Genomic DNA, 24,960 nt, shown 5'->3' with positions numbered 1-24,960 from the left:
TTTGAAAATCTCATTAAATCAACTTTTACAGTTTATCGCTTATCCACAATCCAGCGTAATTTTTTGTCTATAAATAAAGTTATCCACTGACGTTTTCGACCTGTGTATAACTTTATTTACAGGCCGTGTATAAATTTTTCTTTAAAAAAACTACTTGTGGAAAACTTTTTATAAAGATGCTAAAATAACATAGACACATTTTATAAGGAGGTTCTCTTTTGGACGATTTACAAACATTATGGAATTTTTTAAAAGAAAAATTCAAAGAATCGCTTTCCAAAGTTAGCTACGATACGTGGATAGAGAGTGCCAGCCCGATACGTATCACAGATAACAACATTATTATTGAAGTCCCTTCTTCTTTACATAAAGAATATTGGGAAAATAATTTAGCTACACGAATTGTTGAAAATATATATGAATACTCTAGTCGTGAAATTTCTCCATTGTTTGTTATTAAAAATGAGCAAGACACACCTGCCAATGGAAATAATGTTCTTCGTAATGAAGTTCCTAAAAAAACTTTATTTAAAAGGGATATACAATTAAATACAAAATATACTTTTGATACATTCGTTATCGGCAAAGGAAATCAAATGGCACATGCTGCGGCATTAGTCGTTGCAGAAGAACCAGGAACAATTTATAATCCTTTATTTTTCTATGGAGGAGTCGGTCTTGGTAAAACCCATTTAATGCATGCGATTGGCCATCAAATGTTGCTGCTAAACCCTGATGCACGCGTCAAATATGTTAGTAGTGAAACATTTGCAAATGATTTTATTAATTCTATCCAAAACAAAACACAAGAAAAATTTAGGAATGAATACCGCAGTGTTGATTTACTTTTAGTAGATGATATTCAATTTTTTGCAGATAAGGAAGGTACTCAAGAAGAATTCTTCCATACCTTTAATGCTTTGTATGATGATCGTAAACAAATCGTACTTACCAGTGATCGTTTGCCTAATGAAATTCCTAAATTACAAGAACGTTTAGTCTCAAGATTTGCTTGGGGCCTATCAGTAGACATAACCCCACCAGATTTGGAGACAAGAATTGCAATTTTAAGAAAGAAAGCAAATGCTGAACGTTTAGAAATTCCGGGCGATACCTTAAGTTATATAGCTGGCCAAATTGATTCAAATATCAGAGAATTAGAAGGTGCACTGGTTCGCGTACAGGCTTATGCAGCAATAGAAAGCAGAGATATTACAACTAGTTTAGCTGCAGATGCATTAAAAAGTATGTTGCCTTCAGCAAAACCATCAACACTTACCATATTGGACATTCAAAATGCGGTCAGTAAGTATTACCAATTATCTATTGCAGACCTTAAAGGTAAAAAGCGAATCAAATCGATTGTATTACCAAGACAAATTGCTATGTATTTATCACGAGAATTGACTTCAAATTCATTACCAAAAATTGGTGCTGAATTTGGTGGAAAAGACCACACTACTGTTATTCATGCTTATGAGAAAATCGTCCATGCTTTATCAACTGATGATCAATTAAAACAAGAATTAGCCGATATTAAGAAAAAATTAAGCTGATTTAATATCTGAATAGCAGTTTTTTTTATTTTATACATGTGCATAACTAGTAGACTTATCCTTTTTTTATCAACAACTTATCCACATGTGTAAAACCTTTTAGATAAACTGATTGTCATAGTTTTCCACAGTATCAACAAGCCCTACTACTATTACTAAAGAACTTATTAAATAAATTAAACTATACTTGGAGGTAAATTTAATGAAATTTACAATAAAAAGAAGTGCTTTTTTAAAAAGCTTATCTGATGTACAACGTGCCATTTCTTCTAGAACAACTATCCCTATTTTGACAGGACTAAAAATCATTGCGAATGATGAAGGATTAACACTAACAGGTAGCGATTCTGATATCTCAATTGAAGCGTTTATTCCTGTATCAGAAGAAGATAATCTCTTGACCATTGAAAAAACAGGTGGAATTGTTTTACAAGCACGCTTTTTTAGCGAAATCGTAAAAAAACTTCCTGAAGAAACAATGACAATTGAAATATTGGATCATTTCCAAGCGTTAATCACTTCTGCAACAGCTTCATTTACAATCAATGGTTTAGATCCTAATAACTATCCACATTTGCCTATCATTGATACATCAGAATCATTTACTTTGCCCGTAAATTTATTTAAGCAAGTGATCGGTCAAACTGTTATTGCCATTTCAACTCATGAAAGTCGTCCAATATTAACAGGAGTAAACATTATTATTGAGAATGGAAAGTTCTTAGCCGTTGCCACAGATAGTCATCGTTTAAGTCAACGTGTCATTCCTTTAGAAATGAATGAAGAACAAGCGAATAAAAAATACAACATTATTATTCCTGGTAAAAGTTTGATAGAGTTATCCCGCACACTAGATGAAACCTCTGATACGATTGAAATGATGATCACTGAAAATCAAGTTTTATTTAAAGCCGAAAACATGTATTTTTATTCTCGTTTACTAGAAGGATATTATCCTGACACAAAACGTCTGATTCCAGATAATTCCTCTACTGAAATTAGTTTTAACGCAAGTTCACTATTAGGATCTATTGAGCGAGCATCGTTACTTTCACACGAAGGAAAGAATAACGTTGTAAAAATAACAATTAATCCTAATTTAGTTGAAATTTCAGGAAATTCTCCTGATGTGGGAAATGTAAAAGAAGAATTAGATTACCAATCTGTTGAGGGAGAACCTATTGAACTTTCATTTAACCCAGATTATATGAAAGATGCATTGAGAACTTTTGGTCAAACAGATATAAAAATAAAATTCACTTCTCCAGTACGACCATTTATTTTAGTTCCTAGTGAAAATGCTCAAGATTTTATTCAATTGATCACTCCAGTTCGAACTTTTTAAGATTGATTAAGCAAAAAACTACTTTCCAAATATTTTGGAAAGTAGTTTTTTTATATTATTGTCCAGATAACCATGTTTTTTTCGTTTTAAGCAATTATGGAACATTTAAGGTCTTTTTTTATCTTTTAGCTAAAATCGATGATAGTAGGGTTATTTTTAGATTCAATTGTATTATTGACGAAAAAAGAGTATAATAAGATTAATAAGCGGCAACGTTATGCGTGGATTATTTCCACGCTTATTTTATTGAGAAGTAGGTGAAAACATGAAAAAAACAATTAAAATCGATCGTGAATTTATTACATTAGGCCAATTTTTGAAACATGTAGATATTATCAGCAGTGGCGGTATGGCTAAATGGTATTTGTCTGAACATACAATTCTTTTAGATAACGAAGTTGAAAATCGTAGAGGAAAAAAAATCTATCCTGGTTCTGTTGTTGAAATACCTGATGAAGGAACTTATTTTATCCAAGCAGAAAGTCCAGCTGAATTAAATGAGGACAAAAAATAATGTTATTGAAAGAAATCCATCTTTCCAATTATCGTAATTATGAGCAGGCTGAAGTTGTCTTTTCTGAAGGAATTAACGTTTTCTTAGGAGAAAATGCTCAAGGAAAAACAAGTTTGATGGAAGCTATTTATGTATTAGCCATGGCTAGAAGCCATAGAACAGGCAATGATAAAGAAACGATACGATGGGAACAAGATTTTGCACGGGTAAGTGGAAGAATACAAAAAAAAAATACTACTTTTCCACTTGAAATCTCTATTTCTAAAAAAGGAAAAAAAGCAAAGTTTAATCATTTGGAACAAAAGAAACTGAGTGAATACATTGGCAATTTAAATGTTATTTTATTTGCTCCAGAGGATCTATCTTTGGTAAAAGGATCACCTTCTGTTAGAAGAAAATTTTTAGATATGGAAATGGGGCAGATGAGCCCTATTTATTTACACCATCTTGTACAATACCAACATCTTTTAAAGCAACGAAATAGCTATCTCAAACAACTAAGCATGAAGAAAGAAAAAGATTTAACTTTTTTAGATATTTTGACGGAACAATTAGCTGAATACGGTGCAGCTATCTTGTTAGAACGTTTTTCGTTTGTAAAAAAATTAGAAAACTGGGCTAAACCTGTTCACCATGAAATTTCTAAACAAAAGGAAATACTTGAAATTGATTATTCGTGTAGTTTGAAAATCACAAATGAATTGAGTAAAGAACAGCTTTATTCAGATTTGATGAAAGCATTTGAACAAGGTCGTCAAAGAGAGTTAGAACAACGAACCACTATATTTGGTCCTCATAGAGATGACTTGAAATTTAAAGTGAATGATAAAGATGTCCAAACCTATGGTTCTCAAGGCCAGCAAAGAACAACGGCATTAAGTGTTAAATTGGCAGAAATCGATTTGATGAAAGAAATGACTGGTGAATACCCAGTATTATTACTAGACGATGTTTTATCAGAATTGGATGATGAACGTCAAACACATTTATTGAAAGCTATTCAAAATAAAGTCCAAACGTTTTTAACAACGACTAGTTTAGATGGAATAAAGAAGAATATGTTGGATACGCCAAAAGTTTTTCTGATCAATAACGGCCAAGTAGAAATGGAGAGTGAATGAGTGTGTCTGAAGAAATAAAAAGCAAAAAAGATTTAGCAAAAGAATATGATGCGAGTCAAATACAAGTTCTAGAAGGGCTAGAAGCTGTTCGTAAACGTCCAGGTATGTACATTGGCGCAACAAGTAGTGAAGGACTTCATCATTTAGTGTGGGAAATCGTAGATAATTCAATTGATGAAGCATTAGCGGGCTTTGCTGATGAGATCAACTTAAGTATTGAAAAAGACGAAAGTATTATTGTTATGGATAATGGACGTGGAATCCCTGTCGATATCCAAGCTAAAACAGGTCGTCCAGCATTAGAAACGGTATTTACGATTCTGCATGCAGGGGGTAAATTCGGTGGCGGAGGATACAAAGTTTCCGGTGGTCTACATGGTGTTGGATCTTCAGTTGTTAATGCACTTTCGACTACGTTAGATGTCTATGTTTATAAAGATGAAAAGATTTATCACCAACAATACGCTCAAGGAAAAGTTGTCCATGACGTAGAAGTAATCGGTGAAACGGATAAACATGGAACAACTGTCCATTTTGTGCCGGATCCTGAGATCTTTAAAGAAACAGTTGAATTTAACTTTGACAAATTAGCTACACGTGTACGCGAGTTAGCGTTCTTAAATAAAGGCTTAAAAATCACAATAGAAGATAAGCGCGAAGATAAAAAACAATTTTTAGAATACCACTATGAAGGTGGTATTAAGAGTTACGTCGAATTTCTGAACGAAAATAAAGTTGTTTTATATGATGAACCTATTTTTCTAGAAGGTGAACAACAAGGAATCACAATCGAAGTAGCTATGCAACATACAGACGGTTACCATAATAACTTAATGAGTTTTGCCAACAATATCCATACTTATGAAGGTGGAACACATGAATTCGGTTTTAAGACAGCATTGACTCGTGTGATAAATGACTATGCTAAAAAGAATAAAATAATTAAAGAAAACGAAGAAAATCTAACTGGAGAAGATGTGCGTGAGGGATTAACGATCGTCTTATCTATTAAACATCCAGATCCTCAATTTGAAGGACAAACGAAGACCAAATTAGGGAACTCTGAAGCACGTACGATTACGGACCGCTTATTTTCTGCGCATTTTGAAAAATTTTTAATGGAAAACCCGCAAGTAGCTCGTCAAATTGTTGAAAAAGGCTTACTAGCTGCTAGAGCTCGTTTAGCTGCAAAAAGAGCTCGTGAAGTAACACGTAAAAAGAGTGGACTAGAGATAAGCAACCTTCCTGGTAAACTAGCTGACTGTTCAAGCAAAGATCCTTCTATCAGCGAATTATTTATCGTTGAGGGAGATTCTGCCGGTGGTTCTGCTAAGCAAGGACGCTCAAGACTATTTCAAGCGATTTTACCGATTCGTGGAAAAATCTTAAATGTAGAAAAAGCAACATTAGATAGAATTTTAGCGAATGAAGAAATCCGTTCGTTATTTACAGCAATGGGAACTGGATTCGGTAGTGATTTTGATGTTTCTAAAGCTCGTTACCATAAATTGGTTATTATGACAGATGCCGATGTCGATGGAGCACATATCCGTACCTTATTGTTGACATTATTTTATCGATACATGCGTCCAATAGTTGAAGCGGGTTATGTTTACATCGCTCAGCCTCCTTTGTATCAAGTGCGTCAAGGTAAAAAAATGGCGTATTTAGATTCAGATGAAGAATTAGATGATTATTTGAAAGAAATTCCTCTTTCACCAAAACCTGTTATTCAACGATACAAAGGTCTTGGAGAAATGGATGCTGAACAATTATGGGAAACAACTATGAATCCAGAAAATAGACGGATGCTGCAAGTTACTGTTGATGATGCTATTGAAGCAGATAAAAGTTGTGATATGTTAATGGGTGACCGTGTTGAACCAAGACGTCAATTTATCGAAGACAATGCGCGTTATGTGCAGAATTTAGATATTTAATCCAAATAGGAGGACAATAAAAAATGGCTGAAGAATTTAAAGAAAATATAAAAAATGTTGAACTAAGCCATGAAATGCGTGAATCATTCCTTGATTATGCAATGAGTGTTATTGTAGCACGCGCATTGCCGGATGTACGAGATGGTTTAAAACCAGTGCATCGCCGTATTTTGTATGGGATGAGTGAATTAGGCGTAACGCCTGATAAAGCGCATAAAAAATCAGCACGTATCGTTGGGGATGTTATGGGTAAATACCATCCTCATGGAGATAGTGCAATTTATGAATCAATGGTTCGTATGGCTCAAGATTGGAGTTACCGCTATCCGTTAGTGGATGGTCATGGAAACTTTGGATCAGTGGATGGCGATGGAGCTGCAGCAATGCGGTATACTGAAGCTCGTATGACGAAAATGGCTTTAGAAATGCTGCGCGATATCAATAAAGATACGATCGATTACCACGATAACTACGATGGATCAGAACGCGAACCAGACGTATTACCAGCTCGTTTCCCTAATTTACTTGTAAATGGAGTGACAGGAATCGCTGTTGGTATGGCTACTAATATTCCGCCACATAATCTAACTGAAGTTATCTCAGCATTACACATTTTGATGAAAAATCCTGATGCAACAACAGCAGATTTAATGGAAGCTATACCGGGTCCTGATTTTCCAACCGGGGGACTAGTGATGGGTAAATCTGGTATCAGAAAAGCCTATGAAACTGGTAAAGGTTCGATCATGGTTCGAGCTAAAGTTGAAATTGAAATATTAAAAAATGGCAAAGAACGTATTATCGTGCACGAATTGCCTTATATGGTAAATAAAGCCAGATTAGTGGAACGGATTGCTGATTTAGCAAGAGATAAGAGAATCGAAGGTATCACCGATTTAGCAGATGAATCCGATCGTGATGGTATGCGTGTCGTGATCGATGTTAGACGTGATGTAAGTGCAAGTGTTGTATTAAATAATTTATATAAATTAACTTCACTGCAAACATCATTTGGTTTTAATATGTTAGCAATCGTAAACGGTGTTCCAAAAGTATTAAGTTTAAAATCCATTCTTGAAGAATACTTAAAACACCAAGAAGTGGTTATTCGCAGAAGAACAGCTTATGACAAACGTAAAGCTGAAGCACGAGCTCATATTTTAGAAGGTTTAAGAATAGCGTTAGATCACATTGACGAAATTATTCGCATTATACGTGGTTCAAAAACTGGAGATATTGCTAAAACAACTTTAATTGAAACGTACGGTTTATCAGATAAACAAGCACAAGCTATTTTAGATATGCGAATGGTTCGATTAACTGGTTTAGAAAGAGATAAAATCGAATCAGAATACAATGAATTAATGGCTTTGATTTTAGATATGGCAGATATCTTAGCTAAACCCGAACGCGTACACATGATCATTGAAACGGAACTTCTTGAAGTTCAAGAAAAATTCGGAGATGCTCGTCGTACTGAATTATTGGTAGGAGAAGTACTAAGTCTTGAAGATGAAGACTTGATAGAAGAAGAAGACGTGGTTATTACATTAACCAATAAAGGGTATATCAAACGTCTTCCAAGTTCCGAATTTAAATCACAACGACGCGGTGGACGTGGTGTACAAGGTATGGGTGTTCATAATGATGATTTCATAGAAACCTTAGTATCTTGTTCTACTCATGATACGTTGCTGTTTTTTACAAATAATGGAAAAGTTTACCGTTCAAAAGGTTACGAAATTCCAGAATATGGACGTACAGCTAAGGGAATTCCTGTTATCAATTTATTAGGAATTGATTCTGGCGAAACCGTACAAGCTGTTATAAATGTCCGAGGAGAGGCAGAAGAAGAAATGTATCTCTTCTTTACGACTCGTCTTGGAACAGTTAAACGTACGAGTGTAAAAGCATTTTCTAATATCCGCAGCAATGGTCTGAAAGCGATCGTCTTAAAAGAAGATGACGAATTGATGTCGGTTTCTGTAACAGACGGCAATCAAAATATCATTATTGGAACACATTTAGGTTATGCTGTAAGCTTCCATGAAGATGATGTTCGAAATATGGGAAGAACGGCTAGTGGTGTTCGTGGTATTCGTTTGAGAGAAGATGATTATGTCATTGGAGTAGATTTGTTAACAGAAGACTCTGAAGTACTGATTATTACAGAAAAAGGATATGGAAAACGAACTAAGGCTAGTGAATATGCGATTAAAGGCCGTGGTGGTAAAGGAATAAAAACAGCTAATATTACAAGTAAAAATGGAAACTTAGCTGGTCTGACGACTGTGAAAGGCGAAGAAGATATCATGTTGATTACAAATACAGGTGTTATTATTCGTTTTAATGTCTCTGCAGTGTCACAAACAGGCCGTGCAACACTAGGTGTTCGCGTGATTCGAGTAGCAGATGATGTGAAAGTTTCGACAATGGCTAAAGTAGAGCCAGAAGATGAAAAAGAGGATTCAGAGCTATTAGAAAATAGTATTGAAGGTACATCTGTAGAGATTGATGAAACAAGTGATGTGATTCAAGAAACAGATCTAACAGAAGAAAATGACGATTTAACAGAAGAATAATAGTGAGAAGGAGAGATGACTTTTAGTCTCTCTCTTTTTTTGGAGTGTTGCTTAAAAAGCTAAAAATAATTTTTTTGAATCAGATAAGTTTACACTATTGATTTTTGCAATAGGCTGTGCTATACTAAACGGACGTGAGTAATCTACTGCAACATTAATAGAATACTCTCCTTGCTCTGTAAAAAGAGCCAAAGTCCATAAGGAGGTGACAGTCAAGATGAGTAAAGCAGCAAAATATGAAATTTTATACATTATCCGTCCAAACATCGATGAAGCTGAAAAAACAGCTTTAGTTGAACGCTTTGACACTATTTTAAAAGATAATGGTGCTGAAATCACTGAATCTAAAGACTGGTCGAAACGTCGTTTTGCTTACGAAATCAAAGATTTCCACGAAGGAATCTACCATATCGTAAAACTTACTGCTAATGATGCAGCTGCAATCAACGAATTCGACCGTTTATCTAAAATCAGTTCTGATATTCTGCGTCATATGACAATTAGAGAAGAAGACTAAGCAAAAATGTTTCACATGAAACATTTTATCGGAAGGAGTGGGCAATGTGATTAACAATGTTGTTTTAGTTGGAAGATTAACAAAAGATGCTGATTTAAGATACACTTCAAACGGCACAGCGGTAGCAACTTTTTCATTGGCTGTAAACAGACAGTTTACAAACCAAAAAGGTGAACGAGATGCAGATTTTATTAACTGTGTAATTTGGAGGAAAAGTGCTGAATCATTTGCAAATTTCACTAGAAAAGGTGCATTAGTAGGTGTAGAAGGCCGTATTCAAACTCGTTCTTATGATAATCAACAAGGGCAACGTGTGTATGTTACAGAAGTAGTTGTTGAAACGTTCTCATTATTAGAATCAAAATCTAAGAGTGAACAACGTAAAGATCAAAGTGATTCAAACTCTGGATCATATGGTTCTCAACAAAGTTCTTACAATAATACACAAAGTAACTCACAAGAAGCTCCCCGTAACCAACAATATCAAAATTTTGGAAACTCTGATCCATTTGAAAAGAGCGGACAACCAATTGATATTTCAGATGACGATTTACCATTCTAAAAGGAATGGGAAATAAAGGAGGAAATGAAATGGCTCAACAACGTAGAGGCGGAAAGAAACGCCGTAAAGTTGACTTCTTTGCAGCAAACCATATTGAACATGTGGACTATAAAGATGTTGATCTTTTGAAACGCTTTATCTCTGAAAGAGGTAGAATTTTACCGCGTCGTGTTACTGGAACATACGCTAAAAACCAACGTAAATTAACTAAAGCAATCAAACGTGCTCGTATTATGGGATTATTACCTTTCGTAACTGACGAACAATAAAAAGACAAAGAGAATCGTAATTTTACGATTCTCTTTTTTATTGAGATAATTAATTCATGCAGTTTTTAGGTGATTTAAAAATAAAACAAATAAGTAGAGAAAAGTCGGGAAATACTTATAGTATTGTTCTCGGTTTTTTTATTTTTTAATTTGTAAATAGAGAATGGGAAAGTTTCACGTGAAACATTTTGTCGCTATTGTTTCATGTGAAACAAGTTGTCTACTAAGAGAACAAGTGGTAAAATAGAGAATGAACTTTACTTAGGAAAGAGATGGAAAAAGGGGCATATTATGAATAAGAAACTATCTCAAGAAAAACTCCCAGAATTCTTGAATAATAAAAAAATACAAACGATTATAGCTGTTATAATGGTATTGCAATTAGCTACAATTATTCTGGGATTTATAGCTAGCTTTGGAATTGGTTTAGCTTTATTGGTCATTTTTATTGTTGTTTTAGTCTTGTTGTATAATTTAATTAAAAAGTTATCGATTGAAAATAGAAAATACATTTCTGATTTAGCTTTTCGAATTAAGCGTGGAGAACAAGAAGCCTTAATAAAAATGCCAATTGGTATTCTATTGTTTAATGAAAATCTGCAGTTGCAGTGGATCAATCCCTATCTTCAATCTCACTTAGGTTATCAAGAAGTCTTAGGAAAACAAATAAAAGATGTTGATAGCGAATTAGCTAGAATTGTTAAAGAAAGTCAAGATTCAGGTTTGAAAACTGCTAAATGGGGAAATAAAGTTTTTCAAATTATTGTCCAAAAAGATATAAAAGTTGTGTATCTTATGGATATTACAGAATACGCTAACATTCAATCTAAATACGAAGATGAAAAAATTGTTATCGGAAATATCTTTGTTGATAACCATGATGAAATTACTCAAGGGATGACAGATAGAAATATATCTAATTTAGATAACTTTATTACAACACAATTATCTAATTGGGCAAAATCTCATCATGTGTACTTAAAACGTATTACTGAGGATCGCTTTATCGTTATGATGCATTATGGGTCTTTAGAAAAAATGGAAGAAGAAAAATTCAGCATTATTGATCAAATTAGAGAAAGAACTTCAAAACAAAACTTCCCATTAACATTAAGTATTGGACTAGCCTATGGATCTGATGATTTAAGTGAATTGTCTAAGTTATCTCAAAGTAATTTAGATTTGGCTTTAGGGCGAGGCGGAGACCAAGTTGTTGTTAAAGGATACGATACTGAACCTCGTTATTATGGTGGTAAAACGAATCCTATGGAAAAAAGAACGCGCGTTCGTTCTAGGATGATTAGTCAAGCTCTCCAAGAACTAATGAAGCATTCGGATCAAATTTTTATTATGGGACATAAGTATCCTGACTTAGATGCAATTGGTGCCTCTTTAGGAATCAGAAGAATTGCTGAAATGAATAACAAAGAAGCATGGGTTATTGTAGAACCGAAAGAGTTTAGTAAAGATATCTCTAAATTAATGAAAGAAGTTGAAGAGGATAATCAAATTAGCCGCTACATTATAACACCGTCTGTTGCAGAACAAATGATTACGGCTAATAGTTTAGTGGTGTTGGTTGATTTCCATCGTCCATCTATGGGAATCGCGCCAGACTTGATTACACGTACGAATAAAGTAGTAGTCATTGACCATCATCGTCGTGGAGAAGCTTTTCCAGAGAATCCAGCGCTGGTTTATATTGAACCTTATGCGTCGTCTTCAGCCGAATTGATTACAGAACTATTTGAATACCAATCTGAAGAAGCAGATCCAATCAATAAAATTGAAGCGACTGCTTTGTTAGGTGGAATCATAGTCGATACCAATAGTTTTTCTCTTAGAACTGGATCACGTACATTTGATGCTGCAAGTTATTTGAGATCTTGCGGAGCTGATGCTGTAATGATTCAACGTCTTCTAAAAGAAGATAAAGAAACCTATCTTCTTCGTAGCCACTTGATTGAGACTATTGAGTTTATTACTAAAAATATAGCCGTTGCTATTGGAGAAGAAGAGAGTATATATGATACAGTAGTAGCAGCACAAACAGCTGACACGATGCTTTCGATGTCCAATATAGACGCTGCATTTGTTATCACTAAGCGTACTGACAACCGTATTGGTATTAGTGCTCGTAGTTTAGGTGAAATCAATGTACAGGTCATTATGGAACATCTAGGTGGTGGCGGACATTTATCTAATGCAGCTACGCAATTAGAAAATATTACGATAAAAGAAGCAAAAGAACAATTGCGTGAGGTTATTTTAAACCAAACTAAGGAGGAATAAAATTATGAAAGTTATATTTTTAGCAGATGTAAAAGGTAAAGGAAAAAAAGGTGATGTCAAAAACGTAGCAGATGGATACGCACATAACTTTTTATTGAAAAACAACTTAGCGAAAGAAGCTACGTCAGCTAGTATTAGTGAATTGAATGGTAAAATAAAAGCGGATGAAAAAAAAGAAGAAGAGATTCTACAAGAAGCTAAAAAGGTAAAAGAATTTCTCGAAAAAGATGAAAATGCAATCGAGATTAAAACAAAAGCTGCTGAAGATGGTCGTTTGTTTGGTTCAGTTACAACAAAACAAATCGCTGCTGCAGCACAAAAGCAGTTAAACATAAAACTTGATAAACGTAAAATAGAATTACCCGTTCCAATCAGAAGTTTAGCTTCAATGAAAATCGACGTGAAAATTCATCCTGAAGTAGTTGCAACAATTACTGTCAGAGTTTTACCAGAAAATTAAATGAATGAAACAAAACATTTGGCTTAAAAACATTTTAAGAGCCAAATGTTTTTTGTTTAAAATAAAAAAGGGAACAAGAGTTCTTTTTGGTAGATTGTGTTTGGGGTTGTTTTAAGGTAAAATAATAGAATTGAATCCAACAAAAAAATCCAAACTAAAAAGAGTGTTGATAATGAAGGGGAGAGAATTTATTGGTACAAGAAGCTTTTCAAGATCGCTTACCGCCACAGAGTATAGAAGCTGAACAAGCTGTTTTAGGTTCAATATTTCTAGATCCTGAGACGGTTGTTGGCGCTTTAGAATTTATTGAGTCGAAGGATTTTTATCGTCGCGGACATCAATTGATATTTCAATCAATGTTAGAATTAAATAACCATAATGAAGCTATCGATATCGTTACAGTAACCAATGCACTAGAATCTAAAAATCAGTTAGAAGATATTGGCGGAATGGCTTACTTAGCAGAATTAGCTGTCGCTGTCCCAACAGCTGCTAATATGGAGTATTACGCAAAGATAGTAGAACAAAAAGCTATTTTACGAAATCTGATCCATACAGCAACAGACATCGTTACTAAAGGATATGAAGAAGGAGACGAGCTGGCATCGATTTTAGACGAGGCAGAGCGTAGTATTCTAGAAGTATCTGAAAGACGCAACAGGAGCGGTTTTTTAGCTATTTCAGACGTATTGAACAGCTCTATTGCACAAATAGATCAGCTGTATCAAAATAATGAAGAAATTACTGGTTTGCCTACAGGTTATCAGGCATTAGATAAAATGACAGCTGGACTACAAAAAGAAGAATTAATTATTTTAGCTGCGCGTCCCGCTGTAGGGAAAACGGCATTTGCTTTAAATATTGCTCAAAATATTGGAACAAAGACGGATGAAACAGTTGCTATTTTTAGTTTAGAAATGGGTGCTGAATCGCTAGTCAATCGTATGCTTTGCGCAGAGGGCAGTATTGATGCCGGTCATTTAAGAACAGGGACATTATCAGAAGAAGAATGGCAAAGTCTGATCGTAGCCATGGGTAGTTTATCCAAAGCCAATATTTATATAGATGATACTCCTGGAATCAGAATCGCTGAAATTCGTGCGAAATGTCGTCGATTAAAGCAAGAAAAAGGAAATCTAGGTTTAGTGTTAATTGATTATCTACAGTTGATTGAAGGAACGGGTCGCGAAAGCAGACAACAAGAAGTTTCTGAAATTTCTCGTCAGTTAAAAAAATTAGCAAAAGAATTAAAAGTACCCGTTATTGCATTGTCTCAATTATCTCGTGGTGTTGAACAACGTCAAGATAAACGTCCAGTATTAAGTGATATTCGTGAATCTGGATCAATCGAGCAAGATGCGGACATAGTAGCCTTCTTGTACAGAGATGATTATTATGATCGTGAAGATGGAGAAGATGACGATGACCACGAATCTGCTGGAGAAGATAATGTGATAGAAGTTATTATTGAAAAGAACAGAAGTGGTGCAAGAGGCACGGTTAAATTACTATTTATAAAAGAATACAATAAATTTTCATCATTGAGCTATTACCCTGATGATATAGCTCAACGTTAAAAAAGACTAATGCGAATTATTGTTCGCATTTTGTCTTTTTTTTTGTTGATAAAAAAAATATTGTTCGTTTATTTCGTGTTTTTTAGTTAAAAAAAAATTAAATATTCGTTTTTAGGTTGAAACAATCATATATTACTGATAGTATTAATAAGTATTTGGGTTAAAAAAAAATTAATGAGGTGTTCATATGTCTTCAGTAGTAGTAGTTGGTACACAATGGGGCGATGAAGGAAAAGGAAAGATTACAGATTTTTTAAGTGAAAATGCAGAAGTCATTGCACGTTATCAAGGCGGCGACAATGCTGGACACACCATTCAATTTGATGGTGTAACTTTCAAATTACACTTGATTCCATCAGGTATTTTCTATAAAGATAAAATTAGTGTTATTGGAAATGGTGTTGTTGTAAATCCTAAAGCACTTGTTAAAGAGTTAGCTTACTTGCATGAAAGAGGCATAACAACTGACAATCTACGTATATCTGATCGTGCACATGTTATTTTGCCTTATCATATTCAACTAGATCAATTACAAGAAGATTCTAAAGGCGATCAAAAAATCGGAACGACAATCAAAGGTATTGGTCCAGCTTATATGGACAAAGCAGCACGTGTCGGAATCCGAATTGCTGACTTATTAGATAAAGATATTTTTGAAGAACGTTTACGTATTAACTTAGAAGAAAAAAATCGTAGTTTTGTAAAAATGTTTGATTCTACTGCAATTGAATTTGAAGATATTTTTGAAGAATATTACCAATACGGTCAAGAGCTTAAACAATATGTTTGTGATACTTCAGTTGTCTTAAATGATGCTTTAGATGATGGCAAACGCGTATTATTTGAAGGTGCTCAAGGTGTTATGTTGGATATTGATCAAGGTACGTATCCTTTCGTTACATCTTCTAACCCAGTGGCTGGTGGAGTGACAATCGGTAGTGGTGTTGGTCCTTCAAAAATTGATAAAGTAGTTGGTGTATGTAAAGCTTATACTTCACGTGTGGGAGATGGTCCATTCCCAACTGAATTATTTGACGAAGTTGGGCAACGAATTCGCGATATTGGTCGTGAATATGGTACAACAACAGGTCGTCCACGTCGTATTGGTTGGTTTGATACAGTAGTGATGCGTCATTCAAAACGTGTATCTGGTATTACTAATCTTTCTTTAAACTCAATCGACGTTTTAAGTGGATTAGAAACGGTTAAAATTTGTACTGCTTATGAACGTAATGGAGAAGAAATTTTACACTACCCAGCAAGTTTAAAAGAACTAGCTGAATGTACACCAATCTATGAAGAACTACCAGGTTGGAGCGAAGATATTACAGAATGCCGTACTTTAGCAGAGCTTCCTGAAAATGCAAGAAATTATGTACACCGCATTTCTGAATTAGTAGGTGTCCGTATTTCAACTTTCTCAGTTGGACCTGACCGTGAACAAACAAACATATTAGAAAGTGTTTGGGCACAAGTTTAATAAAAAATCGATTAACCAAGCAAATCGTTACGGTTGTTTGGTTAATTTTTTTAAATAAAATTTATTTTTTCTGCATAAAAACAAAAAAATGTGGTAAAATGTATTTTGTAAGTGAAATTCACAAAAAGGGTTGTTAGCTCAGTTGGTAGAGCAGCTGACTCTTAATCAGCGGGTCGAGGGTTCGAACCCCCCACAGCCCATATATAAATACTTGTAAAATACCTTATTTGAGTAAGGTATTTTTTTTTGTACTATTTTATTGATAAGTAATGTAAAAAATAAATGAAAATAGTTTATCATTCATATAAATAGATTAGTCCGTTTCTTATTTGGCTAAGCGTAAACAATGGAAACGTCTATCAAAATAAAAAGAGTAAAGCGAGTAATTATTCTTTTTAGCTGAATCCGTATTCAAGTATTTGTGAAAAAATGGAAAGACTATTATACTGAAATAGAAGAATAAGATAGTTACTATTCTATTAAGAGGAGTGAAGTAATTGGTTGAATTTTTTAGTTCTTTAAGCCCACTTGTACAAACGATAATTGCGACGCTCTTTACCTGGGGAATGACTGCTTTAGGAGCCACTTTAGTATTCACTACCAAAAATGTTAATCAAAAGTTAATGGATGGAATGCTAGGTTTTGCTGGAGGAGTAATGATAGCGGCAAGTTTTTGGTCACTATTATCGCCAGCTCTGTCAATGGCTGAAAGCGGACCGATACCTGCTTGGATACCCGCTGCAATTGGTTTTATGTTAGGTGGAATCTTTTTGTGGAGTGCAGATAACGTTTTGCCCCATCTAAATCCTAATATGCCTCCAGCAGAAGCTGAAGGGGTGAATCCTCAAAAAAGAAAACGCAGTACATTATTAGTTTTAGCGATTACGATGCATAATATACCTGAGGGTTTAGCAGTAGGTGTTGCATTTGGATCCGTTGCAACTGGGAATCCAGAAGCCTCTATCGCTGGAGCTGTTGCTTTAGCAATTGGTATGGGAATCCAGAATTTTCCAGAAGGAACTGCGGTTGCTATGCCCTTAAGACGTGATGGTATGTCTAGAGCGAAAAGTTTTTACTATGGTCAACTTTCGGGAGCTGTTGAACCGATAGCGGCTATAGTAGGGGTATTAGCTGTTACAGTAATGGAACCATTGCTTCCATATGCTTTAAGTTTTGCAGCAGGAGCTATGATCTTTGTTGTTGCAGAAGAAGTTATACCTGGTTCACAAGAAAATGGAAATAAAGATTTAGCATCTATGTGGTTGATGATTGGTTTTACAATCATGATGATCTTAGATGTAGCTCTGGGATAGAAAAGAAAAAAAGGGACTCAACAAATTAATGTTGAGTCCTTTTTGTGTAGCTAGTTTAAATTTCAAGAGGCGAATTAGTCTCTGTCTCTGCGATTTGATGTTAATAATGGGAAAAACTTCAAGGAATAAAGTGCACACAAGCCAACGATGATATAAACAATTTTTGATAATAGCGATGTTTGTCCTCCAAAAAGCGTAGCAACAAGATCAAATTCAAAGAGTCCAACCAACAACCAGTTTAAACCACCTACAATTAGCAATGCTAACGCAATACTATCCAATGTTTTCATTTAAATCCCTCCTTTATTTGATAATACCACTATACTTGTTTCAGAATTAGTTGTCGATTAAAGTGTCTTATGAAAAAAGGTAACCTTTTTATTATTCTTTCCAAATAAAAAATGGTAAGATTGCTAAAATTATAGTGAATTTTAAATGTACAAAAAGTGATTAAATAAAAACGAATGAAGTAAATGGGGAAGGAAGTAAAAACATGCTTAAAAATGGACTAATGATGCAATATTTTGAGTGGTATATAGAAGATGATGGTAACCATTGGAAACGTTTAAAGGAAGATGCAAAACATTTAAGTGAAATTGGAATAACCAGTGTATGGATTCCACCATGTTTTAAAGGTACAGGAACACAAGACAATGGATACGGAATATATGATTTATACGATTTAGGTGAGTTTGATCAAAAAGGTACTATCCGCACAAAGTATGGTACAAAAGAAGAATTAATAGCAGCAATTGATGAGCTGCATAAATACGAAATCCAAGTTTATGCAGATGTTGTTTTAAATCATAAAGCAGGCGCAGATGGAGTTGAACGATTTAAAGCGATTGAAGTGGATCCTGATGATCGCAATCAAACAATCAGTGAACCCTATGAAATTGAAGGATGGACAGAGTTTACTTTTCCAGGTAGAAAAGGGAAATACTCTGATTTCCAATGGCATTGGTACCATTTTTCAGGAACGGATTACAATCAAGAAAACGAGAAAAAAGCTATTTATCGTATTGAAGGTCAAAATAAAGGCTGGGCCGATGACGAAACAGTAGATAACGAGTATGGCAATTACGATTACCTCATGTATGCTGATATTGATTATAGTCATCCAGAAGTTGTTGAAGAAACAAAAAAATGGGCTAATTGGTTTATTGCAGAAACTGGAGTAGATGGTTTTAGGTTAGATGCGGTCAAACATATTAACGAGAATTTCATTTATGAATTACGCGAAAGTATTGAATCTAATTTTGGCAAACAATTTTTTATTGTGGGAGAGTATTGGGACCAAAATTACTCTAGTTTAAAGAATTATTTAGAGAGCCAAGGCTATAAAATGGATCTATTTGACGTAGGATTGCATCACCAATTAGAACAAGCTTCAAAAATGGGTAACGAATTTGATTTGACACAATTATTTGATCAAACGTTAATCCAAAATAATCCCATGCAAGCTGTAACTTTTGTAGATAATCATGATTCTCAACCAAATCAATCGCTGGAATCCTTTATTGAGCCATGGTTTAAGCCTGCAGCTTATGGAGTTATCTTACTAAGACAAGAAGGCTATCCAGTGCTCTTTTACGGTGATTATTACGGTATCAAAGGGGATGATCCAATTGAACCTCAGCGTGAAGTAATCGATAAATTATTGTACCTTAAAAAGAATTATGCTTATGGAAATCAAACAGATTATTTTGATCACAGAAATTGTATTGGTTGGACTCGATCAGGAAATGAAGAGTATCCAAGAGGGTGTGCTGTAGTCATCTCAAATAGTGAAGCTGGCTTTAAGGATATGTTTGTAGGAGAAGACAAAAGTGGATGTGTTTATGAAGATTATCTAGGTAATTGTACAAATAAAATAACGATTGATGAAGAAGGTAATGGTCATTTTCTTGTAGAAGCCGGTTCTGTATCTGTGTGGGTGAATAAAGAAGAATAATTAAATTAAAAGAAAAAGATCGAATTGTTGCTAACTAATGAATAGACTGAAAAAATTTATTCATTAGTTACTTTTTTTTGTACTCTTAATGTCTAATTACTTAAGAAAATTGATTAAATAGTTTGTATATAGTAAGCTTATAAGTAATTAAATGTTTTGCAGGGGGACACATTTGTGTTGAGAAGGTAAAACCTGACCCTTTGAACCTGTTAGTTAACACTGACGTAGGGAGCACTAGGTACATATCTGTTAAATTATACGTACTGAGCTCTCCATTTCTATGGGGAGCTTTTCTTTTGTAAAACTTTTAATTGCGGGGGGACACGCTTGTGTTGAGAAGGTTAAAACCTGACCCTTTGAACCTGTTAGTTAATACTGACGTAGGGAGCGATTAGTGTTTTTTTCATACACTTTTTTTAGCCTCTACGCTTTTTGTAGAGGCTTTTTTTGCTTGCGTCCAAAATAAAGGAGGACTGAGAGTTAGATTTTTGAAGAATGGTGAAAAGAAATGGCAGACAAAAAAGTAGAGGAAAGAGGAATGAAATATGTTAGTACAAATTAAAAAAAAAGCTCCTTTAGTGCATTGCATGACAAATTACGTAGTTGCTAATTTCACAGCGAATGGGTTACTTGCAGTCGGTGCTTCACCTATTATGGCTGATGAAGTTAAAGAGGTATCTGAAATAGTGTCGATTGCTCAAGCATTGCTTATTAATATTGGAACAGTGAATGACCGTACAGCAGAAGCTATGCTGCTTGCAGGCAAAACAGCAAATGAATTATCTATTCCTATTGTGCTGGATCCAGTAGGTGTTGGTTCTACAAGTTATCGCAAACAATTGGTTAAGCACCTTCTGAATAAAATTCAGTTTGATTTAATTCGGTGCAATGCAGGTGAGCTAGCGGCAATTGCCGGTGAGGTTTGGCAACCAAAAGGTGTAGATAGCGGCACAGGTGAAATAGATATTGCTAAAATCGCAAAACGAGTTGCTTTGCAGTATACGTGCCTTGTCATTGTAACGGGTGAATCAGATTTTATAACAGATGGGCATGAGGGAATTCATGTTTCAGGAGGCAAGAAAATAGCGACACACATCACAGGTACTGGGTGTTTATTAAGTGCTATCTGTGCAGCGTCGCTTGCGAGCAGCGGTATGAATCCAATGCAAAGTTTAGCAGCGACGTTAAAAGATTACAAGCAAGCTGCTGAACAAAGTACAAATGAAGTGGGTACGTTTGCTTTACAATTTATGAACACATTACAAAAATTATCGGAGGTTGAGAGATGATTGCACTAACAATAGCTGGATCAGATTCAGGTGGCGGTGCTGGAATTCAAGCGGATATAAAAACATTTCAAGAACTGGGTGTATTTGGAACAACAGCAATAACAGCATTAACTGATCAAAATACACTAGGAGTACACGGTATTTTTGAAGTATCGCCAATTTTTGTACAGCAACAATTACAAACAATACTAGATGATTTTTCTGTAAAAGCAATTAAAACAGGAATGTTATTTTCAGCTGAAATTATTGAAGTTGTGGCTAAAATCGTACAACAATACCAAATTCCACTAATCGTTGATCCAGTGATGATTGCAAAAGGCGGAGCAAGTCTTTTACAAGATGAAGCAGTAAAAACGTTAATCGAAAAGCTGTTTCCTTATACAACAATTTGCACACCAAATATCCCTGAGGCAGAACTTTTAACAGGTAAACGGATTAAAAATGTTAAAGATATTGAAGAAGCTGCACAGCAAATCCTTCAAATGGGGGTTGAATGCGTGATTATAAAAGGAGGTCATTTAGATGGAGAACAGGCAACGGATAGAGTATACACTCGTCAGCATTCTTTTTCGATAAGTACCCCTCGTATACAAACAAAAGATACACATGGGACAGGTTGTACATTTTCTGCAGCTCTTACAGCAAATATTGCAAAAGGACTGTCCATACATGAATCGATTATTGAAGCAAAAAAATTCATCCATCTAGCTATTTCTACCCCTCTTCATATTGGAAATGGTCATGGACCAACAAATCATTTTGCTTATAACGATCAAAAAAGAACCTGTGAGGTAGCAGTAAATGAACTGTAATATTTTGAACGTTTATTTTATAATGGGTACAGTGAACTGTAGAAAAGATCCTTTGGAAACTCTTGAAGAAGCTTTACAAGCAGGGATTACTTGTTTTCAATTACGTGAAAAGGGTGAAGGGTCTTTAACAGGTAAAGCGTATGAAGAGTTTGCTCGTGCTTGTCAAAAAATGTGTCAAGCTTACCAAGTACCGTTTATCGTCAATGATGATGTAGAGCTTGCATTTAAATTAAATGCGGATGGTTTTCATATCGGCCAAGAAGATCTAGCGCTTCCTATATTTCGTGAAAAAGCAAAAGGAAAAATAGTGGGTGTTTCTGTACACAATTCTAGAGAAATGGAACAAGCGATACTTAACGGAGCAGATTACGTCGGAATTGGTCCACTATATAAAACGCAATCTAAAAAAGATGCGAAGCCTCCTGCTGGGTTGTATTTTTTAAAAGCTATACGAAAACAATTTGCTAACTTTCCAATTGTAGGAATAGGTGGAATTACAGAAGAAAATGCTAATGCCGTTCGTTCTTCAGGCGCAGACGGTGTGTCTGTTATTTCAGTTATTTGCCACAGTGAAGATATTGGACAAACCGTTAAGAATCTACTGTCAAAGAAAAAAATAAACTAATTATTTAGAGGATTGATTTAGCATTAGTATATAAATAAGGATAAAGCAAATACCACTCCCCTAAAGTATTAGGAGAGTGGTATTTTAGTAAGGATTTTTACTTTGAGTTCTATTTAAGTCTATAATTGTCCACGTCTATCTTCAACAGATAGATCTGGGGTATCAGTTAAATCTTCAACGGTAGGTGATGAAGGAACTTCTACAGTTCCGTTAAATTCTGAAGTATCAACAGGTTCAGAGTGAAGATTTAAATCTGTTTCAATATCTTCAATAGTAGAAGCTAATTCAGGATCAGTGTAGCTGATTTCTTCTTCAACTTCTTTGTAACTTTGTTTTACTTCTTCAGCAAAACTGTTTACTTGATCCATTGCTTGATCTTTTAAATCATATGCTTGTGCTTTGATATCTTCACGTAATTCTTTTCCTGATTTAGGAGCGAATAATAAAGCAGTAACTGCAGCAGCAGCTCCTACAAATAAAGTTTTAGTAAAACTGTTAGCCATAATAAAGTTCCCCTTTTCTAAATTAGTTTAGTTAATTAAATGAAAAACGTTTTTTTGTCCTCTTTTTTCTAGTTTGATACATCTTCAAAGCAGTTTTTCCTACTTTAGTTATGCGAGGAGGAGTAACCGTAACTTTTCTACGTGAGCTAGAGAAAAGAGATGAAACGACTTTTGTGCCATTTTGTTTTAAGTCATTGATCGATTCTCCAAATTCACTTGTTGTCTGAGTAAAGCTAGAAATATAAGATTGTTTAACAGCGATATCTTTGGTCATACCATCTACTCTAGTAGTCATATGATCTATTTTACTTGTTATAGCATCTGCTTCTTTTGTAAAATGATTGATATGATCTTGAACAGTGGTTTGAGTTGAATTAATTTCTTTCATTAGTTTTCCAACTTTTTTACCGATGAGAATTCCTACAATAACTAAAGCAACCAAGGCTAAGACAACAACACCAATTGCTATGATAAATTCGACTGACATTTAGCTTTTACGCTCCTTTCATTAAGATAGATTTTAAAACAGTTTAACTTAATAAGAAAGTAGACAAATCGTACACTCATCTAAATTGGTGAGCGATTAATTTACCTTTATTTTCTATAGAATACCATTAAAGATAGGAATATCCAAATAAAATGAAATCGCATTAATGAGAAAATTTAAATTGAAAAATTATTTGTTGTTAAAAGAATAAATAACACCTTTGATTGATGGTTTTTTTTATAAGGGATGGTCAAAATGAAAAGAATCCGTTACAATTAAAGATAAAACAATAACTAGAAGACAGTAGTGGTTAATAAAAGAGTAAGACATTGGAGGATTAATGGAATGAGCTTATCTTCAAAACAAGAAACACAAAGCGAGCTAACAGGGAAGAATAAAGCGCTATTGGTTGCTGTAACAGATGGTAGCATGATACCTATAGAAGAAGTGCCTGATTTGGTATTTTCTGAAAAAATGATTGGAGAAGGTTTTGCTATGATTCCAACATCTGATGTAGTTTATGCGCCTATTAGCGGAAAGTTATTTCAAGTAGCGGGTGCATCTCATGCATTCGAAATACGAACAGATGATGGTTTAGAAGTGTTAGTTCATGTTGGTTTGGATACTGTAACGCTAAACGGGGAAGGTTTTGAAACAAACTTAAAAAAGGGCATGATGATAAAGCAAGGTGAACCTCTAGTAAAATTTGATAGAGAGTACCTTTTAAGTCGAGGATGCCGTTTGTTTATACCTGTTGTTGTGATAAATGGAGAAAACGAGAATTACCATTATGTTTTTAAACCGAACAATGAGATACAAGCCGAAGCTGGAAAAACAATTGCGTTGACGATTGAAGGCTATTAAACAGTTATTATATTTACTCAAAATCAAGAGCTCTGAATGAGCTCTTGATTTTGTTTTTGCACTCTTATTGTATGTTCGGTATAATGGAAAGTAGAACAGTTTATCATTCTATAAGTAATTATAAAAAGTAAAGCCATTAAAAACTAAAAAAATCATTAAAAAAATAGTAAGTCCAAGGAGGTTTTATTTTGAAAAAAATATTAGTAGTTGATGATGAAAAACCAATTTCGGATATTGTAAAATTTAATTTAACAAAAGAAGGTTATGAAGTATTTACTGCGTATGATGGAGAAGAAGCTTTAGAAAAAGTTGAGGAAGTATTGCCTGATCTGATTATCTTAGATTTGATGCTTCCTAAAAAAGACGGGCTAGAAGTCTGTCGCGAAGTACGTAAAAGTCACGACATGCCTATTATTATGGTGACAGCAAAAGATTCAGAAATCGACAAAGTTCTTGGATTAGAACTTGGGGCTGATGATTATGTGACCAAACCTTTTTCAAATAGAGAACTTACTGCGCGTGTTAAAGCAAACTTAAGACGTCATGACAATGCTAAAACTCCTGTCGTTGAAGAAGTAGAAACAAACGATATTGAAGTTGGTGCATTAACGATTCATCCTGATGCATATATTGTTTCTAAAAGAGGAGAAACGATTGAATTAACTCACCGTGAATTTGAATTGCTGCATTATTTAGCTAAGCATTTAGGTCAAGTGATGACTAGAGAACATTTATTGCAAACGGTATGGGGTTATGATTATTTCGGTGATGTGAGAACAGTGGATGTAACGGTTAGAAGACTGAGAGAAAAAATAGAAGATAATCCAAGTCATCCAACTTGGCTTGTCACAAGACGTGGAGTGGGCTACTATTTAAGAAATCCTGAACAGGAGTAGTG

Annotated in this window: 23 protein-coding genes, 1 tRNA gene and 2 riboswitches; of the genes, 21 read left to right on the top strand and 3 right to left on the bottom strand. The window is 34.6% G+C overall.

The genetic code is table 11. The features are described from left to right. The first annotated feature begins 218 nt into the window (after nucleotides 1-218). The 15 genes from dnaA (at nucleotide 219) to NST49_RS02700 (ending at nucleotide 17,528) form a co-directional block, all read left to right on the top strand. A complete protein-coding gene (gene dnaA / locus NST49_RS02770) occupies nucleotides 219-1,556 on the top strand; it encodes a chromosomal replication initiator protein DnaA (RefSeq protein ID WP_023176489.1) in 1,338 nt (445 codons plus the stop codon). A gap of 202 nt (nucleotides 1,557-1,758) precedes the next feature. Next, complete coding sequence (gene dnaN / locus NST49_RS02765) at nucleotides 1,759-2,901, top strand: DNA polymerase III subunit beta (protein ID WP_023176490.1); 1,143 nt, start codon at nucleotides 1,759-1,761, stop codon at nucleotides 2,899-2,901. Nucleotides 2,902-3,166: 265 nt separating this feature from the next. After that, nucleotides 3,167-3,415: a S4 domain-containing protein YaaA gene (yaaA, locus tag NST49_RS02760; RefSeq protein WP_341046890.1), complete on the top strand. Its 249-nt coding sequence runs from the start codon at nucleotides 3,167-3,169 to the stop codon at nucleotides 3,413-3,415. Next, nucleotides 3,415-4,536 (top strand): DNA replication/repair protein RecF, encoded by a 1,122-nt coding sequence (gene recF / locus NST49_RS02755; protein WP_023176492.1) that lies wholly within the window; start codon nucleotides 3,415-3,417, stop codon nucleotides 4,534-4,536. Before yaaA ends, recF begins: the two co-directional genes overlap by 1 nt. 2 nt (nucleotides 4,537-4,538) lie before the next feature. Further along, a complete protein-coding gene (gyrB, locus tag NST49_RS02750) occupies nucleotides 4,539-6,476 on the top strand; it encodes a DNA topoisomerase (ATP-hydrolyzing) subunit B (RefSeq protein WP_034538767.1) in 1,938 nt (645 codons plus the stop codon). 23 nt (nucleotides 6,477-6,499) lie between these two features. Next, entirely contained in the window at nucleotides 6,500-9,058 is a 2,559-nt protein-coding gene (gene gyrA, locus NST49_RS02745) for a DNA gyrase subunit A (protein ID WP_034538004.1), read from the top strand. A gap of 217 nt (nucleotides 9,059-9,275) precedes the next feature. Further along, nucleotides 9,276-9,575, top strand: a complete 300-nt coding sequence (gene rpsF / locus NST49_RS02740) for a 30S ribosomal protein S6 (protein ID WP_023176496.1) — start codon at nucleotides 9,276-9,278, stop codon at nucleotides 9,573-9,575. 46 nt (nucleotides 9,576-9,621) lie between these two features. Continuing rightward, nucleotides 9,622-10,137 carry a single-stranded DNA-binding protein gene (gene ssb / locus NST49_RS02735; RefSeq protein WP_251166224.1) on the top strand — a complete coding sequence of 172 codons (516 nt, stop codon included), beginning with the start codon at nucleotides 9,622-9,624 and terminating at the stop codon, nucleotides 10,135-10,137. A 29-nt stretch (nucleotides 10,138-10,166) separates the two neighbouring features. After that, on the top strand, nucleotides 10,167-10,406 hold the full coding sequence (gene rpsR / locus NST49_RS02730; RefSeq protein WP_007724031.1) for a 30S ribosomal protein S18: 240 nt from the start codon (nucleotides 10,167-10,169) through the stop codon (nucleotides 10,404-10,406). A 291-nt stretch (nucleotides 10,407-10,697) separates the two neighbouring features. Continuing rightward, a complete protein-coding gene (locus tag NST49_RS02725) occupies nucleotides 10,698-12,698 on the top strand; it encodes a DHH family phosphoesterase (protein ID WP_251166225.1) in 2,001 nt (666 codons plus the stop codon). A 4-nt stretch (nucleotides 12,699-12,702) separates the two neighbouring features. After that, nucleotides 12,703-13,158, top strand: coding sequence for a 50S ribosomal protein L9 (gene rplI, locus NST49_RS02720; RefSeq protein WP_023176499.1), 456 nt, complete (start codon nucleotides 12,703-12,705; stop codon nucleotides 13,156-13,158). A gap of 191 nt (nucleotides 13,159-13,349) precedes the next feature. Next, on the top strand, nucleotides 13,350-14,735 hold the full coding sequence (gene dnaB / locus NST49_RS02715) for a replicative DNA helicase (RefSeq protein WP_341046879.1): 1,386 nt from the start codon (nucleotides 13,350-13,352) through the stop codon (nucleotides 14,733-14,735). A gap of 187 nt (nucleotides 14,736-14,922) precedes the next feature. Then, entirely contained in the window at nucleotides 14,923-16,215 is a 1,293-nt protein-coding gene (locus NST49_RS02710; RefSeq protein ID WP_251166226.1) for an adenylosuccinate synthase, read from the top strand. Between the two features lie 127 nt (nucleotides 16,216-16,342). Then, a tRNA-Lys gene (locus NST49_RS02705) sits at nucleotides 16,343-16,415 on the top strand. Nucleotides 16,416-16,712: 297 nt separating this feature from the next. After that, a complete protein-coding gene (locus tag NST49_RS02700) occupies nucleotides 16,713-17,528 on the top strand; it encodes a ZIP family metal transporter (protein ID WP_023176502.1) in 816 nt (271 codons plus the stop codon). Between the two features lie 74 nt (nucleotides 17,529-17,602). Here the strand turns inward: NST49_RS02700 and NST49_RS02695 are convergent, their stop codons facing one another. Next, nucleotides 17,603-17,818 (bottom strand): DUF378 domain-containing protein, encoded by a 216-nt coding sequence (locus tag NST49_RS02695; RefSeq protein ID WP_023176503.1) that lies wholly within the window; start codon nucleotides 17,816-17,818, stop codon nucleotides 17,603-17,605. Between the two features lie 203 nt (nucleotides 17,819-18,021). Here NST49_RS02695 and NST49_RS02690 point away from each other — a divergent pair, with 203 nt between their 5' ends. From NST49_RS02690 to thiE, 4 genes are all read left to right on the top strand, one after another. Then, nucleotides 18,022-19,482 (top strand): alpha-amylase, encoded by a 1,461-nt coding sequence (locus NST49_RS02690; RefSeq protein ID WP_341046874.1) that lies wholly within the window; start codon nucleotides 18,022-18,024, stop codon nucleotides 19,480-19,482. Nucleotides 19,483-19,632: 150 nt separating this feature from the next. Continuing rightward, a riboswitch (TPP riboswitch) is annotated at nucleotides 19,633-19,730 on the top strand. A gap of 57 nt (nucleotides 19,731-19,787) precedes the next feature. Beyond that, nucleotides 19,788-19,886, top strand: a riboswitch (TPP riboswitch). Nucleotides 19,887-20,027: 141 nt separating this feature from the next. Further along, nucleotides 20,028-20,771 (top strand): hydroxyethylthiazole kinase, encoded by a 744-nt coding sequence (gene thiM, locus NST49_RS02685; RefSeq protein WP_341046871.1) that lies wholly within the window; start codon nucleotides 20,028-20,030, stop codon nucleotides 20,769-20,771. Continuing rightward, a complete protein-coding gene (gene thiD / locus NST49_RS02680) occupies nucleotides 20,768-21,583 on the top strand; it encodes a bifunctional hydroxymethylpyrimidine kinase/phosphomethylpyrimidine kinase (RefSeq protein WP_023176506.1) in 816 nt (271 codons plus the stop codon). Before thiM ends, thiD begins: the two co-directional genes overlap by 4 nt. After that, nucleotides 21,573-22,208, top strand: coding sequence for a thiamine phosphate synthase (gene thiE / locus NST49_RS02675; protein ID WP_034538010.1), 636 nt, complete (start codon nucleotides 21,573-21,575; stop codon nucleotides 22,206-22,208). The genes thiD and thiE overlap by 11 nt, the downstream gene beginning before the upstream one ends. 119 nt (nucleotides 22,209-22,327) lie before the next feature. Here the strand turns inward: thiE and NST49_RS02670 are convergent, their stop codons facing one another. Beyond that, on the bottom strand, nucleotides 22,328-22,711 hold the full coding sequence (locus tag NST49_RS02670; RefSeq protein ID WP_023176508.1) for a YtxH domain-containing protein: 384 nt from the start codon (nucleotides 22,709-22,711) through the stop codon (nucleotides 22,328-22,330). Between the two features lie 31 nt (nucleotides 22,712-22,742). Beyond that, nucleotides 22,743-23,198, bottom strand: coding sequence for a DUF948 domain-containing protein (locus tag NST49_RS02665; RefSeq protein WP_023176509.1), 456 nt, complete (start codon nucleotides 23,196-23,198; stop codon nucleotides 22,743-22,745). A 345-nt stretch (nucleotides 23,199-23,543) separates the two neighbouring features. On the opposite strand from NST49_RS02665, the gene NST49_RS02660 reads away from it, so the two are divergent. Both NST49_RS02660 and yycF read left to right on the top strand, forming a co-directional pair. Continuing rightward, entirely contained in the window at nucleotides 23,544-24,062 is a 519-nt protein-coding gene (locus NST49_RS02660) for a PTS sugar transporter subunit IIA (RefSeq protein WP_023176510.1), read from the top strand. Between the two features lie 188 nt (nucleotides 24,063-24,250). Continuing rightward, nucleotides 24,251-24,958, top strand: coding sequence for a response regulator YycF (gene yycF / locus NST49_RS02655; protein ID WP_023176511.1), 708 nt, complete (start codon nucleotides 24,251-24,253; stop codon nucleotides 24,956-24,958). Nucleotides 24,959-24,960 lie beyond the last annotated feature (2 nt).

Source organism: Carnobacterium sp. FSL W8-0810, from assembly GCF_038007125.1.
Classification (GTDB): Bacteria; Bacillota; Bacilli; order Lactobacillales; family Carnobacteriaceae; genus Carnobacterium_B; species Carnobacterium_B inhibens.
The sequence above is the reverse complement of the archived record's forward strand: the minus strand, read 5'-3'. Positions and strand labels throughout refer to the sequence as shown.